Annotated in this window: 19 protein-coding genes and 1 tRNA gene; 7 read left to right on the plus strand and 13 right to left on the minus strand. The window is 39.1% G+C overall.

From position 1 onward, the window contains the following. Nucleotides 1-150: 150 nt before the first annotated feature. The 3 genes from pepA to I6F53_RS15555 all read left to right on the plus strand — a co-directional run bounded on the left by pepA (nt 151) and on the right by I6F53_RS15555 (nt 5,176). Nucleotides 151-1,662, plus strand: a complete 1,512-nt coding sequence (gene pepA / locus I6F53_RS15545) for a leucyl aminopeptidase (RefSeq protein WP_024604878.1) — start codon at nt 151-153, stop codon at nt 1,660-1,662. 158 nt (nt 1,663-1,820) lie between these two features. After that, nucleotides 1,821-2,267, plus strand: coding sequence for a DNA polymerase III subunit chi (locus I6F53_RS15550; RefSeq protein ID WP_002962020.1), 447 nt, complete (start codon nt 1,821-1,823; stop codon nt 2,265-2,267). A 53-nt stretch (nt 2,268-2,320) separates the two neighbouring features. Beyond that, nucleotides 2,321-5,176, plus strand: a complete 2,856-nt coding sequence (locus tag I6F53_RS15555; RefSeq protein ID WP_197240179.1) for a valine--tRNA ligase — start codon at nt 2,321-2,323, stop codon at nt 5,174-5,176. 115 nt (nt 5,177-5,291) lie between these two features. Here the strand turns inward: I6F53_RS15555 and I6F53_RS15560 are convergent, their stop codons facing one another. Next, nucleotides 5,292-6,518 (minus strand): outer membrane protein transport protein, encoded by a 1,227-nt coding sequence (locus I6F53_RS15560; protein WP_166419288.1) that lies wholly within the window; start codon nt 6,516-6,518, stop codon nt 5,292-5,294. A gap of 283 nt (nt 6,519-6,801) precedes the next feature. Here I6F53_RS15560 and I6F53_RS20655 point away from each other — a divergent pair, with 283 nt between their 5' ends. Continuing rightward, a complete protein-coding gene (locus tag I6F53_RS20655; RefSeq protein ID WP_166419289.1) occupies nt 6,802-7,125 on the plus strand; it encodes a hypothetical protein in 324 nt (107 codons plus the stop codon). Here the strand turns inward: I6F53_RS20655 and I6F53_RS15565 are convergent. Continuing rightward, nucleotides 7,085-8,299 (minus strand): HD-GYP domain-containing protein, encoded by a 1,215-nt coding sequence (locus tag I6F53_RS15565; RefSeq protein ID WP_197180979.1) that lies wholly within the window; start codon nt 8,297-8,299, stop codon nt 7,085-7,087. The genes I6F53_RS20655 and I6F53_RS15565 overlap by 41 nt on opposite strands. Nucleotides 8,300-8,647: 348 nt before the next feature. On the opposite strand from I6F53_RS15565, the gene I6F53_RS15570 reads away from it, so the two are divergent. Further along, complete coding sequence (locus I6F53_RS15570; RefSeq protein ID WP_197240181.1) at nt 8,648-10,411, plus strand: lysophospholipid acyltransferase family protein; 1,764 nt, start codon at nt 8,648-8,650, stop codon at nt 10,409-10,411. Nucleotides 10,412-10,519: 108 nt separating this feature from the next. Here the strand turns inward: I6F53_RS15570 and I6F53_RS15575 are convergent, their stop codons facing one another. The 3 genes from I6F53_RS15575 to I6F53_RS15585 form a co-directional block, all read right to left on the minus strand. Further along, complete coding sequence (locus I6F53_RS15575; protein ID WP_197240184.1) at nt 10,520-11,224, minus strand: NRDE family protein; 705 nt, start codon at nt 11,222-11,224, stop codon at nt 10,520-10,522. A 1-nt stretch (nt 11,225) separates the two neighbouring features. After that, nucleotides 11,226-11,759, minus strand: a complete 534-nt coding sequence (locus tag I6F53_RS15580; RefSeq protein ID WP_197240186.1) for a DinB family protein — start codon at nt 11,757-11,759, stop codon at nt 11,226-11,228. A 213-nt stretch (nt 11,760-11,972) separates the two neighbouring features. Then, a tRNA-Arg gene (locus tag I6F53_RS15585) sits at nt 11,973-12,047 on the minus strand. Nucleotides 12,048-12,293: 246 nt separating this feature from the next. Between I6F53_RS15585 and I6F53_RS15590 the strand changes: the two genes are divergently transcribed. Continuing rightward, nucleotides 12,294-12,476, plus strand: coding sequence for a helix-turn-helix domain-containing protein (locus I6F53_RS15590; protein WP_149594005.1), 183 nt, complete (start codon nt 12,294-12,296; stop codon nt 12,474-12,476). Between the two features lie 3 nt (nt 12,477-12,479). On the opposite strand, the gene I6F53_RS15595 is transcribed toward I6F53_RS15590, so the two are convergent. The 3 genes from I6F53_RS15595 to I6F53_RS15605 all read right to left on the minus strand — a co-directional run bounded on the left by I6F53_RS15595 (nt 12,480) and on the right by I6F53_RS15605 (nt 14,360). Continuing rightward, nucleotides 12,480-13,286, minus strand: coding sequence for a phosphotransferase (locus tag I6F53_RS15595; RefSeq protein ID WP_197240188.1), 807 nt, complete (start codon nt 13,284-13,286; stop codon nt 12,480-12,482). Nucleotides 13,287-13,289: 3 nt separating this feature from the next. Beyond that, complete coding sequence (gene pnuC / locus I6F53_RS15600; RefSeq protein WP_197240189.1) at nt 13,290-13,907, minus strand: nicotinamide riboside transporter PnuC; 618 nt, start codon at nt 13,905-13,907, stop codon at nt 13,290-13,292. Between the two features lie 201 nt (nt 13,908-14,108). Continuing rightward, nucleotides 14,109-14,360 (minus strand): hypothetical protein, encoded by a 252-nt coding sequence (locus tag I6F53_RS15605; RefSeq protein WP_197180991.1) that lies wholly within the window; start codon nt 14,358-14,360, stop codon nt 14,109-14,111. A 107-nt stretch (nt 14,361-14,467) separates the two neighbouring features. Between I6F53_RS15605 and I6F53_RS15610 the strand changes: the two genes are divergently transcribed. Next, nucleotides 14,468-14,707, plus strand: a complete 240-nt coding sequence (locus I6F53_RS15610) for a DUF2960 domain-containing protein (RefSeq protein ID WP_077537056.1) — start codon at nt 14,468-14,470, stop codon at nt 14,705-14,707. A 24-nt stretch (nt 14,708-14,731) separates the two neighbouring features. Here the strand turns inward: I6F53_RS15610 and alr are convergent, their stop codons facing one another. The 5 genes from alr to I6F53_RS15635 all read right to left on the minus strand — a co-directional run bounded on the left by alr (nt 14,732) and on the right by I6F53_RS15635 (nt 19,269). After that, nucleotides 14,732-15,811 carry an alanine racemase gene (alr, locus tag I6F53_RS15615; protein WP_197240190.1) on the minus strand — a complete coding sequence of 360 codons (1,080 nt, stop codon included), beginning with the start codon at nt 15,809-15,811 and terminating at the stop codon, nt 14,732-14,734. After that, complete coding sequence (dnaB, locus tag I6F53_RS15620) at nt 15,811-17,190, minus strand: replicative DNA helicase (RefSeq protein ID WP_007587308.1); 1,380 nt, start codon at nt 17,188-17,190, stop codon at nt 15,811-15,813. The genes alr and dnaB overlap by 1 nt, the downstream gene beginning before the upstream one ends. A gap of 113 nt (nt 17,191-17,303) precedes the next feature. Further along, nucleotides 17,304-18,242, minus strand: coding sequence for a DUF4097 family beta strand repeat-containing protein (locus I6F53_RS15625; RefSeq protein WP_197240191.1), 939 nt, complete (start codon nt 18,240-18,242; stop codon nt 17,304-17,306). A gap of 9 nt (nt 18,243-18,251) precedes the next feature. Next, nucleotides 18,252-18,734 carry a hypothetical protein gene (locus I6F53_RS15630; protein WP_197240192.1) on the minus strand — a complete coding sequence of 161 codons (483 nt, stop codon included), beginning with the start codon at nt 18,732-18,734 and terminating at the stop codon, nt 18,252-18,254. Beyond that, nucleotides 18,721-19,269 (minus strand): RNA polymerase sigma factor, encoded by a 549-nt coding sequence (locus tag I6F53_RS15635; protein ID WP_197240193.1) that lies wholly within the window; start codon nt 19,267-19,269, stop codon nt 18,721-18,723. The genes I6F53_RS15630 and I6F53_RS15635 overlap by 14 nt, the downstream gene beginning before the upstream one ends. Nucleotides 19,270-19,565: the final 296 nt, after the last annotated feature.

Raw genomic sequence — 19,565 nt, forward strand, 5'->3', positions numbered from 1 at the left:
CCTTAAGCATATAAAGTTCAATTACACAGTAAGAGTCTAGTAAAGTCAGCTAAAATTAAAATTATCTGCACATAAGTTACGTAATTTAGACTAGAAAATAATTTTTTAGCCCCAATTTATAACTTAAATGACTCAAAACCAGGAGTGACAATGGAATTTAACGTAAAAAGTGGTAGCCCAGAAAAACAGCGCAGCGCATGTATTGTTGTTGGCGTTTACGAGCCACGTAGGTTATCCCCCATTGGTGAACAACTCGATAAAATTAGCGATGGTTATATCTCTAATTTACTTCGCCGTGGCGATTTAGAAGGTAAGCCAGGCCAAGTTTTATTATTGCATCATGTACCAAACGTATTAAGCGAGCGCATATTACTTGTAGGTTGCGGTAAAGAGCGCGAACTTGATGATAAGCAATATAAGCAAATTATTTCTAAAACTATTAATACCTTAAACGAAACAGGCTCTATGGAAGCTGTTTGCTTTTTAACAGAACAACACGTTAAAGGTCGCGACACCTACTGGAAAGTACGCCAAGCAGTAGAAACAACGCAAGATTGCTTATATACGTTTAACCAATTAAAAAGTAAAAAAGTAGACCCTCGTCGTCCACTTCGTAAAATGGTGTTTAACGTACCAACACGACGCGAACTAACGATTGGCGAAAGCGCTATTGAGCATGGTTTAGCCATTGCTGCAGGTAGTAAGCTATGTAAAGACGTAGCTAATATGCCACCTAATATTTGTAACCCAGTGTACTTAGGCGAGCAAGCACAAGAGTTGGCGACTAATTTTGACAACATCACTGTTGATATTATTGGCGAAAAGCAAATGGCAGAACTAGGTATGAATTCTTACCTAGCTGTTGGCCGAGGTAGTGATAACGAATCAATTATGTCGATTATTAACTACAAAGGCGCCGCTGACGACCAAGCCCCTATTGTACTTGTTGGTAAAGGCTTAACGTTTGACTCAGGCGGTATTTCATTAAAACCAGGCGAAGGCATGGACGAAATGAAATACGACATGGGCGGTGCTGCAGGTGTTATTGGCGCAATGCGTGCACTTGCACAAATGCAATTGCCGATTAACGTTATTGGTGTTTTAGCTGGTTGTGAAAACATGCCTGGCTCAAATGCGTATCGCCCGGGTGATATTTTAACAACAATGTCGGGGCAAACAGTTGAAGTGTTAAACACCGACGCTGAAGGTCGTTTAGTATTGTGCGACGCACTAACGTACGTTGAACGCTTTAACCCTGATACCGTGATTGATGTAGCAACACTGACTGGCGCGTGTATTGTAGCCCTTGGCGCGCATGCGACTGGTTTACTATCAAACCATAACCCACTTGCACACGATTTATTAAAAGCGTCTGAGCAAAGTGGTGACCGCGCATGGCAGTTACCATTATGGGATGACTATCAAGATCAACTAGACAGTCCATTTGCTGACTTTACAAACTTAGGCGGGCGCTCTGCGGGTACTATTACTGCAGCATGTTTCTTATCTAAATTTACTAAAAAGTATAATTGGGCACATTTAGATGTTGCCGGTACAGCTTGGCGCAGTGGCGCTAAAAAAGGCGCAACGGGTCGTCCTGTTCCTATGCTTACTCAGTATTTACTAAATAGAGCTGGTGTAAGTGAAGCCGCTCAAGATTAAACGTTTAGTTTAAATTAATATCTGTTTATAAGGCGCCGTTTGGCGCCTTATTTATTTGTGTATTAATTGAAGCAAACCCCGTTATATGGCAAAATCTGCCTCTTAATTTATGTATATCAATTTGGTATGCATTCAATGTCATGGGAAACCCCGATACAATGAACATGAACGCTAAATTTTTCGTTCTAAAGCAACAAGATGAGTCTAAAGCTAAAGCTGACGATCATTTTGCTTTGGCTGCTCAAATTGCGGCCGATCAGTATCGAAATGGGCAGCGTGTGTTTATTTGTGTTAACGATAACGAAGCAGCCTGTGCCATTGATGAAATAATTTGGGCATTCGATCCAGATAGTTTTGTGCCACATAATTTACAAGGTGAAGGCCCTAAAGGCGGCGCACCGGTAGAAATTGGCATTACGCCACCTGTTGGCAATCGTAAAGTTTTAATTAACTTGGCTACTCAGTTACCGGATTACATTCGTCGGTTTAACCAAGTTTTTGATTTTGTACCCGTAGAACCTGCTGCTAAACAAGCAGCCCGCGAGCGCTTTAAAAAGCTACGCCAACTCGGTGCCAATCTCACCACGCAAGATATAAATAGCTAGCCAATCAGGCAAACTAACCAACTAATTTAAGTACTTATTTAAGGTTCTGTGTAATGGATAAAACCTACAATCCGCAAGATATTGAACAGTCTCTATATCAAGACTGGGAACAAAAAGGCTACTTTAAGCCATCTGGCCAAGGCGTACCGTATTCAATTATGATCCCGCCGCCAAATGTCACTGGTAGCTTACACATGGGCCACGCCTTCCAAGATACAATAATGGATACCCTAACGCGTTTTAAACGTATGCAAGGTAACAACACATTATGGCAAGTAGGTACTGACCACGCAGGTATTGCAACGCAAATGTTGGTTGAGCGTAAACTGCATGCCGAAGAAGGCAAAACACGCCACGATTTAGGCCGCGAAGATTTTATTAATAAAATCTGGGAATGGAAAAAAGAATCTGGCGGCACTATTACCAAGCAGCTTCGTCGCCTTGGCGCATCGGTTGATTGGGATCGTGAACGTTTCACAATGGACGATGGTTTATCTGAAGCCGTTAAAGAAGTGTTTGTACGCCTTCATAAAGAAAACCTAATTTACCGTGGCAAACGCCTAGTAAACTGGGATCCTAAATTACACACTGCTATTTCTGATCTTGAAGTTGAAAACAAAGACAAAAAAGGCCACATGTGGAACTTACGTTACCCACTGGCTGATGGCGTAACAACACAAGACGGAAAAGACTACATAGTAGTCGCTACAACCCGTCCAGAAACCATGCTTGGCGACTCAGGTGTTGCAGTAAACCCTGATGACGAACGCTACATAGATTTAATCGGTAAAGAGATTTTATTACCTATCGTTAATCGTCGTATTAAAATCGTTGCTGACGAACATGCCGATAAAGATAAAGGCACGGGCTGTGTAAAAATAACCCCAGCGCACGACTTTAACGATAACGAAGTGGGCAAGCGTCATCAAATGCCGATGATCAACATTTTCGATAAAGACGCCGCTATTTTAACGCAAGGTGAAACATACACCTTTGACGGTAAAGAGCTTGAGTTTGACGCGCCAATTCCTGAGCGCCTACACGGGCTTGATCGTTTTGCTGCGCGTAAAGCAATTGTGGCAGAATTTGAAGAACTAGGCCTACTTGAAAAAATTGAAGACCATGGTTTAACCGTTCCTTACGGCGACCGCTCTGGTGTGGTAATTGAGCCACTACTTACCGACCAATGGTATGTACGTGTTGCACCCCTTGCAGAACCTGCAAAAGACGCTGTTAAAAACGGCGACATTCAATTTGTACCTAAGCAATACGAAAACATGTACTTCTCGTGGATGAACGATGTACAAGATTGGTGTATTTCACGCCAGCTTTGGTGGGGTCACCGCATCCCAGCTTGGTACGACAATGAAGGCAACGTATTTGTTGGTCGCGACGAAGCTGAAGTACGTCGTGAAAACAACATTGCAGACAGCGTAACGCTAAGCCAAGACGAAGACGTACTTGATACATGGTTCTCATCAGCGCTTTGGACGTTCTCTACACAAGGTTGGCCAGAAAATACTGATGATTTAAAAACCTTCCACCCGTCTGACGTGCTGGTAACTGGTTTTGATATTATTTTCTTCTGGGTTGCACGCATGATTATGATGACGTTGCACTTTGTAAAAGACGAAAATGGCAAACCACAAGTTCCGTTTAAAACCGTGTATGTAACTGGCTTAATACGTGATGACAACGGCGATAAAATGTCTAAGTCAAAAGGTAACGTACTTGACCCACTAGACATGATTGACGGCATTGAACTTGAAGACCTAGTACAAAAACGTACTGGTAATATGATGCAGCCAAAACTTGCCGCTAAAATCGAAAAAGATACGCGTAAAGTATTTGCCGGCGGTATTGAAGCACACGGCACCGACGCCCTTCGCTTTACCCTTGCTGCAATGGCATCAACCGGTCGTGATATAAACTGGGATATGAACCGCCTTGAAGGTTACCGTAACTTCTGTAATAAATTATGGAACGCGAGCCGTTACGTACTAATGAACACAGAAGAGCTAGATTGTGGTTTTGCAAGCGGTGCTGATAAAGAGTTCTCATTAGCTGACCGTTGGATTTTAGGTCAATATGAAGCTACCGTTAAAACCTACACAGAACACCTAGATAACTACCGCTTTGACTTAGCTGCTAACACGCTTTACGAATTCACATGGAACCAATTTTGTGATTGGTACTTAGAGCTAACTAAACCAGTACTGTTTAAAGGTAATGAAGCGCAGCAACGTGGTACACGCCATACGCTAATAACGGTACTTGAAAGTTTACTGCGTTTAATGCACCCAATGATGCCATACATCACTGAAACTATTTGGCAACGTGTTGCACCACTTGCAGGCCTTGAAACAGAGAACACCAGTATTATGGTTCAGCCGTTCCCTGTATACAACGAGGCAAGCGTTGACGCTAAAGCAATGGAAGATTTAGAGTGGGTTAAACAATTCATTTTAGCTATTCGTAATATTCGTGGCGAAATGGATATTAGTCCAAGTAAACCGCTTAGCGTGTTACTTGCTAATGCATCGAGCGACGACATGCGCCGCATTGAAGAAAATAAATCATTTTTAGCATCACTTGCAAAAATTGAAGAGTTTACAATGCTTGAAAACAAAGATGACGCACCAGCATGTGCAACGTCTTATGTTGGAAACCTTGAGATCATGATCCCAATGGCAGGCTTAATTGACGTAGAAGCTGAGCTTTCACGTATTAATAAGCAACTCGAAAAAGCTGAAAAAGGCTTAGCACAAGTGCAAAACAAACTCGCTAACGAAAAGTTTGTTAATAATGCGCCTGAAGCCGTACTTGCTAAAGAAAATGCAAAACTAGCTGAGTTTAGCGATGCTAAAACTAAGTTACTTGAGCAAAAAACTAAAATAGAAAGCTTATAAGCTTTCATAAAATGCCTATTAACATCATTTAATAGGCATTAAAAAAGCCGCTCACTTTAATAAGTGAGCGGCTTTTTTGTGCCCAGAGCATAAGCTCTAAGCATTTATACAAATATTAGAATTTGTAGTTGTATTGAGCGCCAATAAGTACTGCATTACCTTCTGACTCAAACTCAAATCCATCTTCTTCAAAGTTCTGAGTTTTACCACGGATAATACTTACACCTAAATCAACATTTGATTGCTGGTCAATTGCGTAGTTACCGCCAAATGAGAACCAAAAACGATCTGTATCTGGGATAGAGATCGACAGGTGATTTTGTGATACTGGAGACTGATCAAATGCTACACCAGCACGAAGTAATAAGTCTTCGCTATATTGGTAATCAGTGCCTACTGAATAGCGGAAAGAATCTGAGAAATCTTCTGTTTTTTCAAAACCTTGCTCTGGAGTCAAACCAACTTCAGCTTCTAATTTGTCAAAGCTGCTCCAACCTGTCCATGCTACGCTGTAATGTAAACCTAACTTTTCATCTAACTGGTGTGAGCCAGAAAACTCAGCCATAGCAGGTAAAGTTATATCAACAGAGCCTGAGCGCTCAGCAATACCACGTGCAGTACTTGAGTAAGTACCTTCAAACGTTATATCTGTTTCTGTACGATAATTAAAACCAAAACGACTGTTTTCGTCTAATTGATACATTAGGCCAACATTTAAAGCGTATCCAGTGTCATCACCTTCAAGATTTACAACTTCAGTTTGGGCCGGGTAAGGTAATGGAGTCTCACCTAAATGTCGAACAATTTCGGCCTCTGCATAAACCACATTCAAGCCAATACCATAGCTAAACTTTTCAGTAACTTTATAAGCAACGCTTGCATTTAGGTTAACAGTAAATATTTCTGTTTTACCTGCAATCTGTCCTGCTGCATAGTCATCATCAAAGTCTGTTGATAAACCAAAGTTAGAAAATGCACCAAAACCAAGTGAGATTTTATCGCTGTAAGGCATAGTAAAGTAAGCTGCTGGAACCACTGCACTTGGTGCAATGCTATCGTCATCTAATGATGACTCATCAATACCTGCTGGGGCACTTTCACCTTCTAAGCTTACATCTGGAATTACGCCAATAGCAGCAACACTTAACTGCTTATCTTTAAATAAAGTCATTAGTGCTGGGTTACGTGCAACTACAGACGCGTCGTCTGCGATAGAAGCCTCACCAGCGTATGCACGGCCTAAACCCGATGCATTTTGCTCTGATAATTGAAACGCGGCTGCAAAACTATCAGCCGAAACAAATGCAAGCGAAGCTGCAATAAGAGTTTTAGAAAATTTCATTGTTGAGTCCTTAACCAAACTGACTGTTTGGGTACTATGTGTGTTGTTATTAGGATTTAAAGCGTGGTTACACTACCTTAATTTTTTGTAAAAAACCCTATGAATGCGTCAAAAAATGGTAAAAAACATGTTTTTTAACGACATTTTAACAACTATTTAAAACTCATCGGATGAGAAGTGTGGTATTAGAGTAAACACTCTAAATGTAATTAATTATCATTTAGATTGACTTGGAGTTAGTAGCCACTTACACTCATTATAAAATCGCAAAGGAAGTAAAACTGTGATCATTTTATTTATTATTACAGGGTTAATATTTTGTGGGGCGAGTGTATTTTGCTTTTACAAAGCAAATTACTGTGCATGTACTCAAGCAGGACAATGCGATAACCCCGTAAACCATTATTGGCTAGGGGCAATGTTAAATGCGTTGATCTCTTTAGCGCTGTGTTGTTTTGCATTGCACGTAGAGCTAGGTACTTTGTTATGGCTAACACTGATGGGAAATTGCTTTCTAGGGGCGTTTATTTCTGCAAAGCAAACTAAAAAAAGACAATGTAGTAAAACTAATTCAACAAATGCTCTTTTAGCAGGCGAGACAAATTAATCTGATAATCTAAGGGCTTAACACTTGCTAGTATTTTAAGCTCTTGAGTATGATCGCTTAAGTCTATGTCTTTAGGTGTAACATGATGGTTATGCTTAGCGTTATAAAATAGCTTAATTTTAGGTTTAATAGGATTAAGTACATTCCCCTCAAGCACTAGCGCTAAACGCTCATTCGTTAATTTTACAATAGTTCCTACCGGATGAACCCCTAAGCATTTTATAAACCGCTGCACTAACTCACCATCAAACAAGTGTTTATTGGCTAATAAATAACGCAATGCATTTATAGGTTCATCACCATCTTGATGCATTCTATCGGCAGTCATTGCATCGTACACATCTACAATTGCCATTATACGCGCCGGGCGACTTAACTTTTCAGCCTGCAGACCTCGCGGATAACCCGAGCCATCTAAGCGTTCATGATGATTTACTATCATATCGAGCATGAGCGGTGTTATGCCCTTTTCACCTTTAACTAAACCTAATCCCTGCGCTACATGCTTTTTAATCGCAGCCAGCTCATTATTAGTAACCTTGGTTGGCTTTGAAAATATACCTTGAGGTAACTTTGCTTGGCCTAAATCATGAAGTAATGCCCCCATAGCAAGCTCTTGTACAACAGCCTGCTCATACCCCAAATATTTAGCAAATACAGCGGCAAAAATGGCGCAGTTGATCATATGACGCCAGTTATAGCTGTGTTTATCTTTTATACGAGTAAGAATAGTCATGGCGTTAGCGTTGCGAAAAACAGAGCTAACTATCTCGCAGGCTATTTCATCAAGCACTTTTATATTAACACTCAGACCAGATGTTAAATCGCCATATAACGATTGTAGCTTTCGGCCGTGCTGATCGTAATTTACAGTCGCTTTAGCAAATTCTTGTTCAATTGAAATTGCTATAGGTGTTTTTTTTACTTTTTGTTGGCTATTAGATGTTTTAGGTGTGCTTTGCGGCTTATATTTAGCAGGAATAGCCGCATCGCCTTTAGTAAAATCTATAAGTAGCTCTAATACACCTTCAGAGACTAAGCGCTTAATAATAGAGTTATCTCGTACCAAGCCACTGGTCTTAATTTTTATGCTGTTAATCCCTTCATGTTGTTTAGTAACGCTATCAACGTACATACCAGGAGTAAGCTCAGACACAGGTAAAGTAATAAGCATAAAAAGTAGGATTTTTTACAATAAAGGAATATGTACCTTAAATAGCATTAATTAAGCTTAAAAGTCTAGTTTTTGAGTTGTAAGTAGTTATATATAACTAAAAGTATTATTTACAGCCATGCCAATTGTTACTTTAAGTTATTTGGCTTATTAATAATTAAACACCTTCACCTCAGCTACGCTTGAGTATTTATCGCTAAGAGCAGACGGTTTAGTTAACAGGATTATCTAATCATTATAAAAAAGCGAACTTTGTTAACCTTCATTGAACACAATATTGTTTTGTCTCGGTCTCAATATATACAGCACTTAATAACAACTGCTTTAAATACTTAAGAGTACTAATATATGACAAAACAAAACCAACCCGTATCAAACCTAAGTGTGGCGGCAATAAGCACCGTTTCGCCTTTGAGTCATATATTAAAAGTAGCTGCTCCACTGCTCGATAGTCTATTGGGCATAAATAAACTGCGTGATATTTATCTATCTAATAATTTATCGGGTTTGGATAAACAAGAATTTAGTGAAAAGCTTTTAAATGTATTAGGTATTAACGTACTTGGTGCACAAGGTGTTATTAACAAAATACCAAAGCAAGGCCCTTGTATAGTGGTATGTAACCACCCTTATGGCATGGTTGAGGGTGTAATAATTGCAAAATTACTCACTCACTATCGCAGTGATACAAAAGTAATGGCTAACGTTGGCTTAAAAATATTTAAAGAAATTAAAGATTATTTTATTTTTGCTAATCCACTAAAACCAAAAGCAGCCATTAATACCAGCGCAATTAAACAGTGTTTTAGTCATGTTAAAAATGATGGCCTACTTGTGGTTTTTCCTGCGGGCAGAGTGTCATTTTTTCAATCAGAAAAGCAACGTGTAACCGACGGAGAATGGAATCGCTTAGCAGCTCAACTAGCTTTAAAAACAAAAGCACCTCTATTACCTGTATTTATTAGTGGTCAAAATAGCTCTATATTTTACCGTTTGGGACGTATTTACTACCGATTTAGATTATTAATGCTAATACGCGAATTACTAAAAGTTCAAAAAAGATCTATTAACTTAAGTGCTGGTAATTTACTTACACCCAAACTATTAAATAAGTTTGAAAATACTGACGATGTTAACGATATTGCACGCCTGCAGTGTTATTTAAACGATGAGCGCTTTATAGTGCCTTGGCAAGAGGATAACCAATCAACACAGCTCAAAGCTATTATGCAAGGCGTTGATAAAACAAAAATGATAAATGAGCTTGCCAGCTTACCAAGCGAGCAGCACTTGCTCGACTTTAAAAGTTACTCCGTTTATTACGGTTATCAAGAACAAATACCTGATTGCGTTGCTGAAATAACACGCCTTAGAGAAATAACCTTTCGTACACTAAACGAAGGAAGCGGCGAGCCATGCGATACCGATAAGTTTGACGCAACTTATATGCATTTATTTATTTTTGATCATAAAAATGAAGAGTTCATTGGGGCTTATCGCATTGGGCAAACTGACTTATTACAAAAAAATAGCGACGTAAACGCCCTTTATTTGTCGCAGATGTTTAACTTTGAACCCTCGTTTATTAATCAGCAACAACCCTGCCTAGAAATGGGTCGCTCGTTTATAGTTCAAAAACATCAAGGCAGTTACCATGGCTTATTACTGCTATTTAAAGGGATTGGTGCGTTTATGGCGCAAAACCCACGTTATAGAACCTTGTATGGTACGGTTTCACTAAGTAAGCTTTATGACCCTCGTTCTGTCGCAATTATTGACCATATCATGGTTAATAATAAACAAGGTGTTAGCGCCAATACGCCTTTTAATAATAAAATTCATCCAGAGTTTGAAGACTTTATTAGTGATCACACGTTAAACATAGATCATGTATCAGCGTTGGTTATGGGAATCGAAGAAGATAAAAAAGACATACCGATTTTATTAAAACAATATCACAAGCTAGGCGCCCAATTTCATTGTATGGGGATTGATAGCAATTTTAATCACACGCCAGGGCTACTATTAAGTGTGCATTTGCCAAGTGCGCCTGAAAAGCTACTTAAGCTCTATCTTGGCGATAAAAAAGATGGTTATATAAATCACTTATAATTTTTATCTGCTGTATTAATACTGCAGATGAAAATAGAGCAACAAAAAAGTCGACGCAATTAATTGCGTCGACTTTTTTAGTTATGTAACAGCTATAAAAATATTTAGTTAAGCTGCAGCCACTTTTAAACAACTAATGCTGCTAATGAGCTGAGACTGCTTATCAAAATAATTAAAGCGAATAGTATTGCCTACCTTAATATGGCTAATGCTGACCGTCATTGCGTCTTCTCTTTGCATATTTACACCATATTGGCCTTGCTCGGCTTTGCTGTAATGAAATGCTAAAAACTGCTCACTTGCAGGATGTCTTAAATCAATCAGTTGCTTAAACTGTTGTTTACGCTTTTGTGTCACCGTTTCTAGCTCAACACCAGATGACGTTGCAAGCGATTCAACTTGGCAATCGATTAATTGTTTTGTGTCCCACCGAACAAAAAACACATTATTGTTATTTAGCGATAACTCATCCGGAAAAATACACAATTTAAAAGGCGCATAGCCCGATAAATCCATATTTTGTAACTGAGCCAACACAGGAGTTTTATTACTCAGTAAATGCGGTATTAAAAGGCCTCTACTATGCTTTACCGCAGTTGTGTCAAATACACTTTGGTAATCGTTTAATAAAGCTAATGTTTGCCCCCAATGCGAGACACCAAGCCAAGTACCTCCTCCTTGCGGATCAATGGGATAAATTGCTTTACCTTTGTGTTTACTTGGAGCGATTGCCGTTTGTCGTATTTTTTGCTCATCACGATTAAAAAATAACTCGTAGCCATCATCAGTTAAAAAGTAACTTAGCGTACACATTCTAATTTTGCATCGACTTTGGTTGTACTTGTTGGCTATTTTCTCTTAAAAAAGTAGCTGTACTTGGTGCTAAACCAAAGCTCTGATCGAGCTGCGACTTTTGCGCAAAGCTAATTTGCGAAATCATCGCATAATGATGTACAGCATGGCTGCCTACAAAAATAAGCTCTCGCGCAAGTGAGGTTGTTACTGTTTGTACATTTTTACTTTTAATCGACACTTCGCTTGAAAGTAATAACGGGGTATTAAAGTCATCACTACTGAGTTGTTCAATCCAGGATGCTATTTCAGCAATTTTGTTTATTGCAGCTTTTGGAGAGCTTTCAATATCGCCTCCTCTTAAGCGGCAATCATAATCTATTTCTTGCGAACTAAGACCGAGCATTAACGATTGATAATGATCGATAATATGGCGCATATGGGCTCCTGCAGAGCTAATGAAGTTAGGAGTAACGACTTGTGAATAGTCCTCTTTAGTTACACCTTCAAGATAAGCATGTCCTTGAGCTAGTATCTCTAATTGACTATTTAACATTGAATCGGTTTTCCTTATTTATTACTAAATCACGTATGCAAAAAGTACAAAGTGAATTTTTAATTCGCTCGTTTTGCAGTGTATAAATAACTAGAAAGCGGTTTTTAAAATTAACTTTCAAAGTTTATGCGGTAAGTGCATTTTTAAATACAAAAGTAATTAATGAGAAGCTAGATAATGTAGAAGGGGATAATTAATAAATGTAAAAGCAAATGGCGCTCTCGGTAGGGATCGAACCTACAACTCAGCCTCCGGAGGGCCACGTGATATCCATTTCACCACGAGAGCACATTTGTTGCCGCCACACCAACTCGCGATATCAGTGCTTTAGCACCGGCAATGATAAAGATATATTTTAATAAATACCAGTAACATCAGCTTATATGCTTATTAATTAAACTCTTTTAAATAAAACACTTCACAATGTCTTAAAAACAGGCTATTTATTCTTATTGAATAAGAAACAGTAACGGTTTGGCAACATTGAAACTATGATTGTCGCTGTGGAAATGGATTTAATACGAGGAAGTAATGATGAGTTTAATGTCTACTGAGCAAGTTGCTGAGTTTTTAGGTGTAAAAGCAGAGCGTGTAAAACGCCTAGCTAGAGAAAGTTTATTAATTGCTAAATCAGAAGATGAAAATGGCGAACCACAATTTGATACAGCCGAAGTAACAAAATACAAAGAACTTGCTGAACGCTTTGGCGGCCTTTAGCTTTTATAAAAAAGTACTATTAACGAGTTTAGTTAGCTGCGCGCGTAACATTACAGATTCATTAGTTATGCTGCGCTCCTCATACCAACCAATACATAACACCAAAAAAAACAGCTTATAGTAATTCAGCTTATCCATTGAAAGGTTAAACGTTTTTGTTTTATCAACGCTATTTTTATAGCTATTTAACAACGCTGTTTTACTGTGCTCATTAAGATTAAAGCTCACTGCAAGCGCCGCTAAATCAAAATACACATCGTTAGTTTGTGCGTATTCAAAATCAATTAAATACATGCCTGAAGCATTCACAATAATATTGTCTTTTACTAAATCGTTATGACAAAAGCCTTCATTAAATTGCATTGTTGCAACTGCTTTGAGAGCCTGCTCTATTTGAGGTTTATATTGGATATATACATCTGTACGTTGATAAAATAGCAGCTCTTTAGCTATATCCATTGTAGCGGTAGGCACCGCGTACTTATGCACTTGAGCAAGTTTATTAATAAAGCTGAGCGTTATATCCGATTGCGCGCTCTTGCCTTCAATATAATTAAATACTGCACGACCGTTTTCTTTATCAAGCCAAATAGGCGCTGGGCATATATTAAAGTCACTTAAAAAGTGCTGCGCTTCAAGGCCGGCATTTGGCCAATGGCTTTTATAACACTTTAATAAATACCCTTGTTGCTCGGTACGTATCAAAAAATTATCGTTACTAAAGCCATTAAGTAATCGTTCGCTTGAAACAATGCTTGTAGGCTCTACAAACGCACTGCATATTTTTACTAACTCAGTATGCTCAATCATTAATTAAAGCTGTGCTAGAGGCTTAGCTTGGCTTTGCTCGTACTCTTCGTACCAGGTTTTAAAGCCCCACGCTGCCATAATGGTATAAAATATAAAGAGCGCTAGCGTTGGGTAATAGCCTTTTTCGTAATATAAGTACATAGAAGCTGCATCTATTACAATCCAGTACAGCCAGTTTTCAAGGACTTTTTTAGCAACTAAGTAAGTAGTTACTACGGCAAAACACGTTGTAAAGCTGTCAAGATAAGCAAAATCGGCATGAGTATAGTTTTTCATAACGTAACCAATAGCTATTGCCGCTACGGTTGTTAAACTAATTAAAACAGCATGGCGATTCATCGACCACGACGTAATATTTAAATTTGCAGCTTTGCCTTTTCGCCATACAACCCACCCAAATACAGCCATATACATATAATAAAAATTAAGTAATGACTCCATAAGTAATGCGCCATTCCAATACATTATTGTATAAATAAGGGTGCTAAAAAATGCTGCAGGCCAACACCATAAGCTTTCTTTTATTGCTAATAATAAATATGCCATCGACAACCCTACCGCAATATATTCCCAATGCGACATTGCTGTAAAACCACTTAGGGTTTGTGTTAAAAAGTCCATATTATGCAGTTACCGTTTAGTTGTGCCGATTGTTATACCAATCTGCTTATATACGGGGTCTATTTAACGTTAAGAAAATTACGCTAGAACTAGGCAAAAACTTTTGTATCTAGTTGTTCTAAATAAAAAATTTTTAACGACGTTATAGTGCAATTTAATTCGTTAAATTGATCAAAGATTTATGCAGGTTGGTATTATAGGTTATTCAGGCGATAAGTCGCCAGAGAGAAACTTACATACAAAAATAGCTTTACCAAATTCTTCATATGAACGCTTAATTTCGGTACTTAGCACCTGCATTACTAAATCGTAGTCACCAAATATTTGCGTTGATAACGTATTAGTAATCACTTTTAAATCATTGTATTCGTTTAATCTGTCAATAAAGCCCTGAATAAACGGGATGTAATCTTGGTGAAGTGGATATTTACTGATCTCTACAGATAATTTCATTTTTGACTCTTTATTTTAATTACCAATTACAACAAGTCATTCAATGCTAGAGCCGTTATTAAATACAGTGTAAAATCACTGCAACACTCAATTGAAATGAGCTTAATATGGCACGTAGAATAACCTACAAATTTAAAAACGAACCACGCGAGATTAATTTCGCCAAAGATAAATACCATGACATGTATGAAGCAATTGCTGCTGCCGAAGGTATTGATTTAACGAGTTACTTAAGCATGGTACAGCAAATAGAAATGACCTCAAAAGGGTCTGCTTCTGTTCGTAACTTTCGCGATCAAGAATTTGCCCGTATGGGCTTTAGCGACATTTACTTTATAAAAGAGTAAGCGCTGCTTTATAGTTAATTTATATTAACGCTGATATTCATAACTTACACGTGGTGTAATATTACACAACAGCTCGTAAGGAATGGTATCAGCGCATAGTGCTATTTCTTCAACGGGTAGTTCAGGGCCCCACATAGTAACCCTGTCGCCTACTTTAATATTGTGCTCGTTAGCGCCTATATCAACGCTAATCATATCCATAGCTACACTACCGACAATACCATAACGCTGCTCGCCTATTATAACGGGCGTCCCCTCTTTAGCGTGCCGAGGGTAGCCATCACCATAGCCCATAGCAACAACGGCTAACTTGGTTGGTTTATCACTTTTCCAACGACCGCCATACCCGACCGCTTCATTGGCTGGCACATTACGCACTGCAATTACACGTGTAGTTAAGCGCATAACTGGTTTTAATTTGTGTTGCTGCCCAATGCTATTTGCCATAGGCGATACGCCATACAGCATAAGCCCTGGCCGTACCCAATCACCATGGCCATTTGGCCACGCGATAATACCCGCTGAATTTGATAAGCAATGCGCTTGGTCTATGCCATTCACTAAGTTATCAAATAACGTAATTTGTTGAACCGTTTTAGCATTTCCAACATCATCAGCACACGAAAAATGAGTCATTAAATTAACGGTATTTTTAGCATTAGGTGTTTTTTGTAAGCGGTTATAAAACGCTTCAAACTGCTCTGGCGCAATACCTAATCGATGCATACCTGTATTTACTTTTAACCAGCAGGTTATTGGCGCATCGAGCTTTGCTTTTTCAAGCGCGGCTAATTGGTATTCATCGTGAATAACAGTTTGAAAGTTATTAGCAAGTAAAATAGGTATATCGGCTTTATTAAAAAAGCCTTCGAGTAAAACTATTGGCTTGGTTAAGCCCCCTGCGCGAAGCGCTAAAGCTTCATCAATGCGCGCCACAGCAAATGCGTCAGCATCATTCAAATGCTGCGCAATCGTTACTAAGCCATGCCCGTAAGCATTTGCTTTTAGCACCGCCATTACTTTGCTGTTAGGAGCAAAACACTTAACTTGCGCTAAATTATGCGCAAGTGCAGCTAAATTAATTTCAGCAGTGGCTAAGCGCATTAGTAATCGTCATCTACCGCTGGTCCCGCGTAATTATCAAAGCGAGAAAATTGACCTTGGAATGTTAAACGCACTTTACCAATTGGGCCGTTACGTTGTTTACCTATGATAATTTCGGCAATACCTTTGTCGGTACTGTCTTCGTTATAAACTTCATCACGGTAAATAAACATGATTAAATCGGCATCCTGCTCTATCGACCCTGACTCACGTAAATCTGAGTTAATTGGGCGTTTATCGGCACGTTGCTCTAGCGTACGGTTAAGCTGCGAAAGCGCAACAACCGGACATTTTAGCTCTTTTGCTAGTGCTTTAAGTGAACGTGAAATTTCAGCAATTTCGAGCGTTCGGTTATCAGCTAAACTTGGTACACGCATTAACTGCAAGTAATCGACCATGATCATACTAATGCCACCGTGGTCGCGGGCTATACGCCTTGCACGTGAACGCACATCGGTAGGTGTTAAGCCCGATGCATCATCAACGTACATTTTACCTTTTTCCATCAACAAGCCCATTGTTGATGAAAGTCGTGCCCAATCGTCATCATCTAACTGGCCAGTACGTACCTTAGTTTGGTTAATACGACCAAGAGACGCTAACATCCTCATCATAATTTGTTCTGAAGGCATCTCTAGCGAGTAAATTAGCACAGGCTTGTCTTGAGTCATTGCAGCATGTTCTGCAAGGTTCATCGCAAAGGTCGTTTTACCCATTGAAGGACGTGCTGCAACAATAATTAAGTCAGAAGGCTGTAAGCCCGTCGTCATTTTATCAAGATCGGCATAACCTGTACTTACACCCGTAACACCATCTTGTGGCGATTGATAAAGCTCTTCTATTTTATCAACGGTTTTTTCAAGGATGCTATGAATGCTTTGCGGGCCTTCATTATTTTTTGTACGTTGCTCAGCTATTTTAAACACTTTGCTTTCGGCAAAATCGAGTAAGTCGTGACTGGTACGTCCTTCGGTATTAAAACCCGCTTCTGCAATTTCGTTCGCTACGCCAATCATTTCACGTACAACAGCACGTTCGCGTACAATACTTGCGTAAGCGTCAATGTTAGCAGCACTTGGCGTGTTTTTAGCTATTTCGGCTAAATAAGCAAAGCCACCAATTCCTGCAAGTTTATTATTTTTTTCTAAACTTTCAGAAATAGTGATTAAATCTATCGGATCGCCAATCTCAGCAAGTGCCGTCATCGCCTCAAAAATTAACTTGTGCGTGCGGGTATAAAAATCCTGTGATACAACAAGTTCAGCTACGCGGTCAAAAGCTTGATTATCAAGCATTAAGCCACCTAAAACAGATTGTTCAGCTTCTATTGAATGGGGAGGAACTTTAAGAGTATCGACTTGCTTATCTGGTTTGGCCATAACTTCACAGTACTAAAATTGAATGGCTCTATTCTATCGACTTGCAGGGGCTGTGCAAATAGAAAAGCAGGAAATCTTTTCCTGCTTTTTGTAATCGTGAAGGTGAATGAGCCTTATTTAGTACGAAGCTCTATGCGACCGCTAATCGTATCCATTTCAACATTAGCATTACCGCCATTAATGCTAAATTTTAAATCACTGGCTGGGCCGTATTTAGCTTTACTGACTTTATCGCTAGTCACTTTATTAATGATTTTGCCATTAGCGTGGGCTTTAATTTCAAACTTTGCTGATACACTTTGTGGGAAGTAAAAATCAGCATCGCCACTTACCGATTCAAAGCGCACATCACCGCCTTTTAAAAGCTCTTTAATGTGTACTTCGGCTTCGCCATTTACCGTGTTAATACGTAGGTTTTTAATAGCCGATAACGTAAAATCTATATCGCCATTTACGTTTTCAAGGCGCACATCATTAGCACTTGAAGTTGATTTAATATCGCCATTTACAGCACTAAAACGCAGCTCACCACTTGACTCTCTATCGTTAATTTCACCATTTACGGTTTCAAACTGAATATTACCGTTTAAGTTCTCAGCGTTCACATCACCATTTACGGTGGTAAGCTTAATGTTGCCAGTAATATCATCTACCGTAATTTCGCCGTTAACCACGTCAACTTCAGCGCCGTTTTTAAGCTCTTTTGCTGTTACCGATACGTTTACACCAGCAAACTCTAAGCTACTGCTTTTTGGCATAAATATAGTTAGGCTTGAGCCATCGCCATTATTACCCCAATTTGATTTACGTGGCATTTTTACAATAAACTGTGTTTTATCGCCATTCGTTTTAAGCTCATAACCTTCTGCTTTGTCGTCAAGCTCGCCAGATACTTTAAATTCGTTCTTATCCCAACCTTCAATGTGTATATCACCGCGCTGGTTTTCAATAAAAATAGTGCCGCCATTTGGTACGTCTATTTGCTTATCTATTTTTTCCCCCGCAAATACCGCTAATGGAAATAAGCTCAGTCCTAATAAAATAGCTTTCATGTCGTACTCCTAAATGTGCTGCCAACGTGGCGCATGCACCTTGTTAATTAAATCGAGTTGCTGTTGATATATTTGCGCTAGCATTGTCAGCAGCGCTTGGTTTTGTGGCTCATTTTCAAGAACTTGCTTTATCGCTTGTTCAGCTTCTTCAAGTTCTTGCAACTGCATTTGCCAGTTAGTAGTCAGTGCTTCTTCATTTTTATATTCAACTAACAAACTGTTTTTTTTGGCCGAAAAATAGTCACTTATTGCCACTACTGGCTGTGGTTCAGGCGTTATAACAAATGTGTTTATAGCGATTAAACCAGCCACTGTGCATGCTGCTATTGCCGTTAGCTTTGGCCAAATTACAGCATTCTTTGATGCAGGTTTGTTATTAGTAATCGCTCGCTCAACCCCTGTCCACAAGCCTTTTTTTGGTGGTATCTCTTTATTTAGTGTATTTAATGACTCGTTTAAGTAGTCGTCAAAATTTGGTTTACTCATTTTCATACCACTCTTGTAATAACTGCCTAGCACGATGATATTGCGATTTACTCGACCCCACAGCCATACCTAATTGCTCGGCTATTTCCTCGTGCCTGTAACCTTCAATTGCAAACAACACAAATACCATACGTGCGCGTTCAGGAAGCCTTACTATTAATTTATCAAGGCCATTTAAACCATCACAGTCGTTAGCTGATTGCTCATCCATACCGCTGTGTTCAATGCTCACCACTTTTTGCAGCCAATTTTTTTGCTTACGTAAGTAGTTAATCGCCACATTACTGGCAACGCTGTAAAGCCAAGTAGAAAACTGTGAGCGACCGTCAAATTGCGCTATTTTATGCCATACCTGTACAAACACTTCTTGGGCTGCATCTTCGGCGTGTGCTTGGTCCGCTAATAAACGTAAACATAAGCCGTATACCCGTTTTATATGCAGCTCATAAAGCTTGCCGTAAGCAGTTTGATCACCCGATTGAACACGCTCAATGAGTGTAGTTTCGCATAAAGGCGTTTGTTCGGGTTTAACGTTTAACATCCGTGATGTCGCCTTTTAATTATTATTAGTAAATTGCTATTTAAGTGTATTGATAAGTTAGACGTAATAACAGTTCGAAAAGGTTTAAACGAAATGAAAAAATAATTGAAGAAAAACGAAATGATCTTAAGGGGGCTTAATTAACTGTGTTCCCAAGTAATAGCGACGAATAAATAAATTAGTCAAATTACAGACACAAAAAAGCCGCGCTAATAGCACTAACACCGATCAGTTAAGGTATTTTTGATCGGTTGACCGATCTTTTGGTTGCTTCACAATACCCTTATCATCTTTTG

This window comes from Pseudoalteromonas sp. SWN29 (assembly GCF_015864465.1).
Lineage (GTDB): Bacteria > Pseudomonadota > Gammaproteobacteria > Enterobacterales > Alteromonadaceae > Pseudoalteromonas.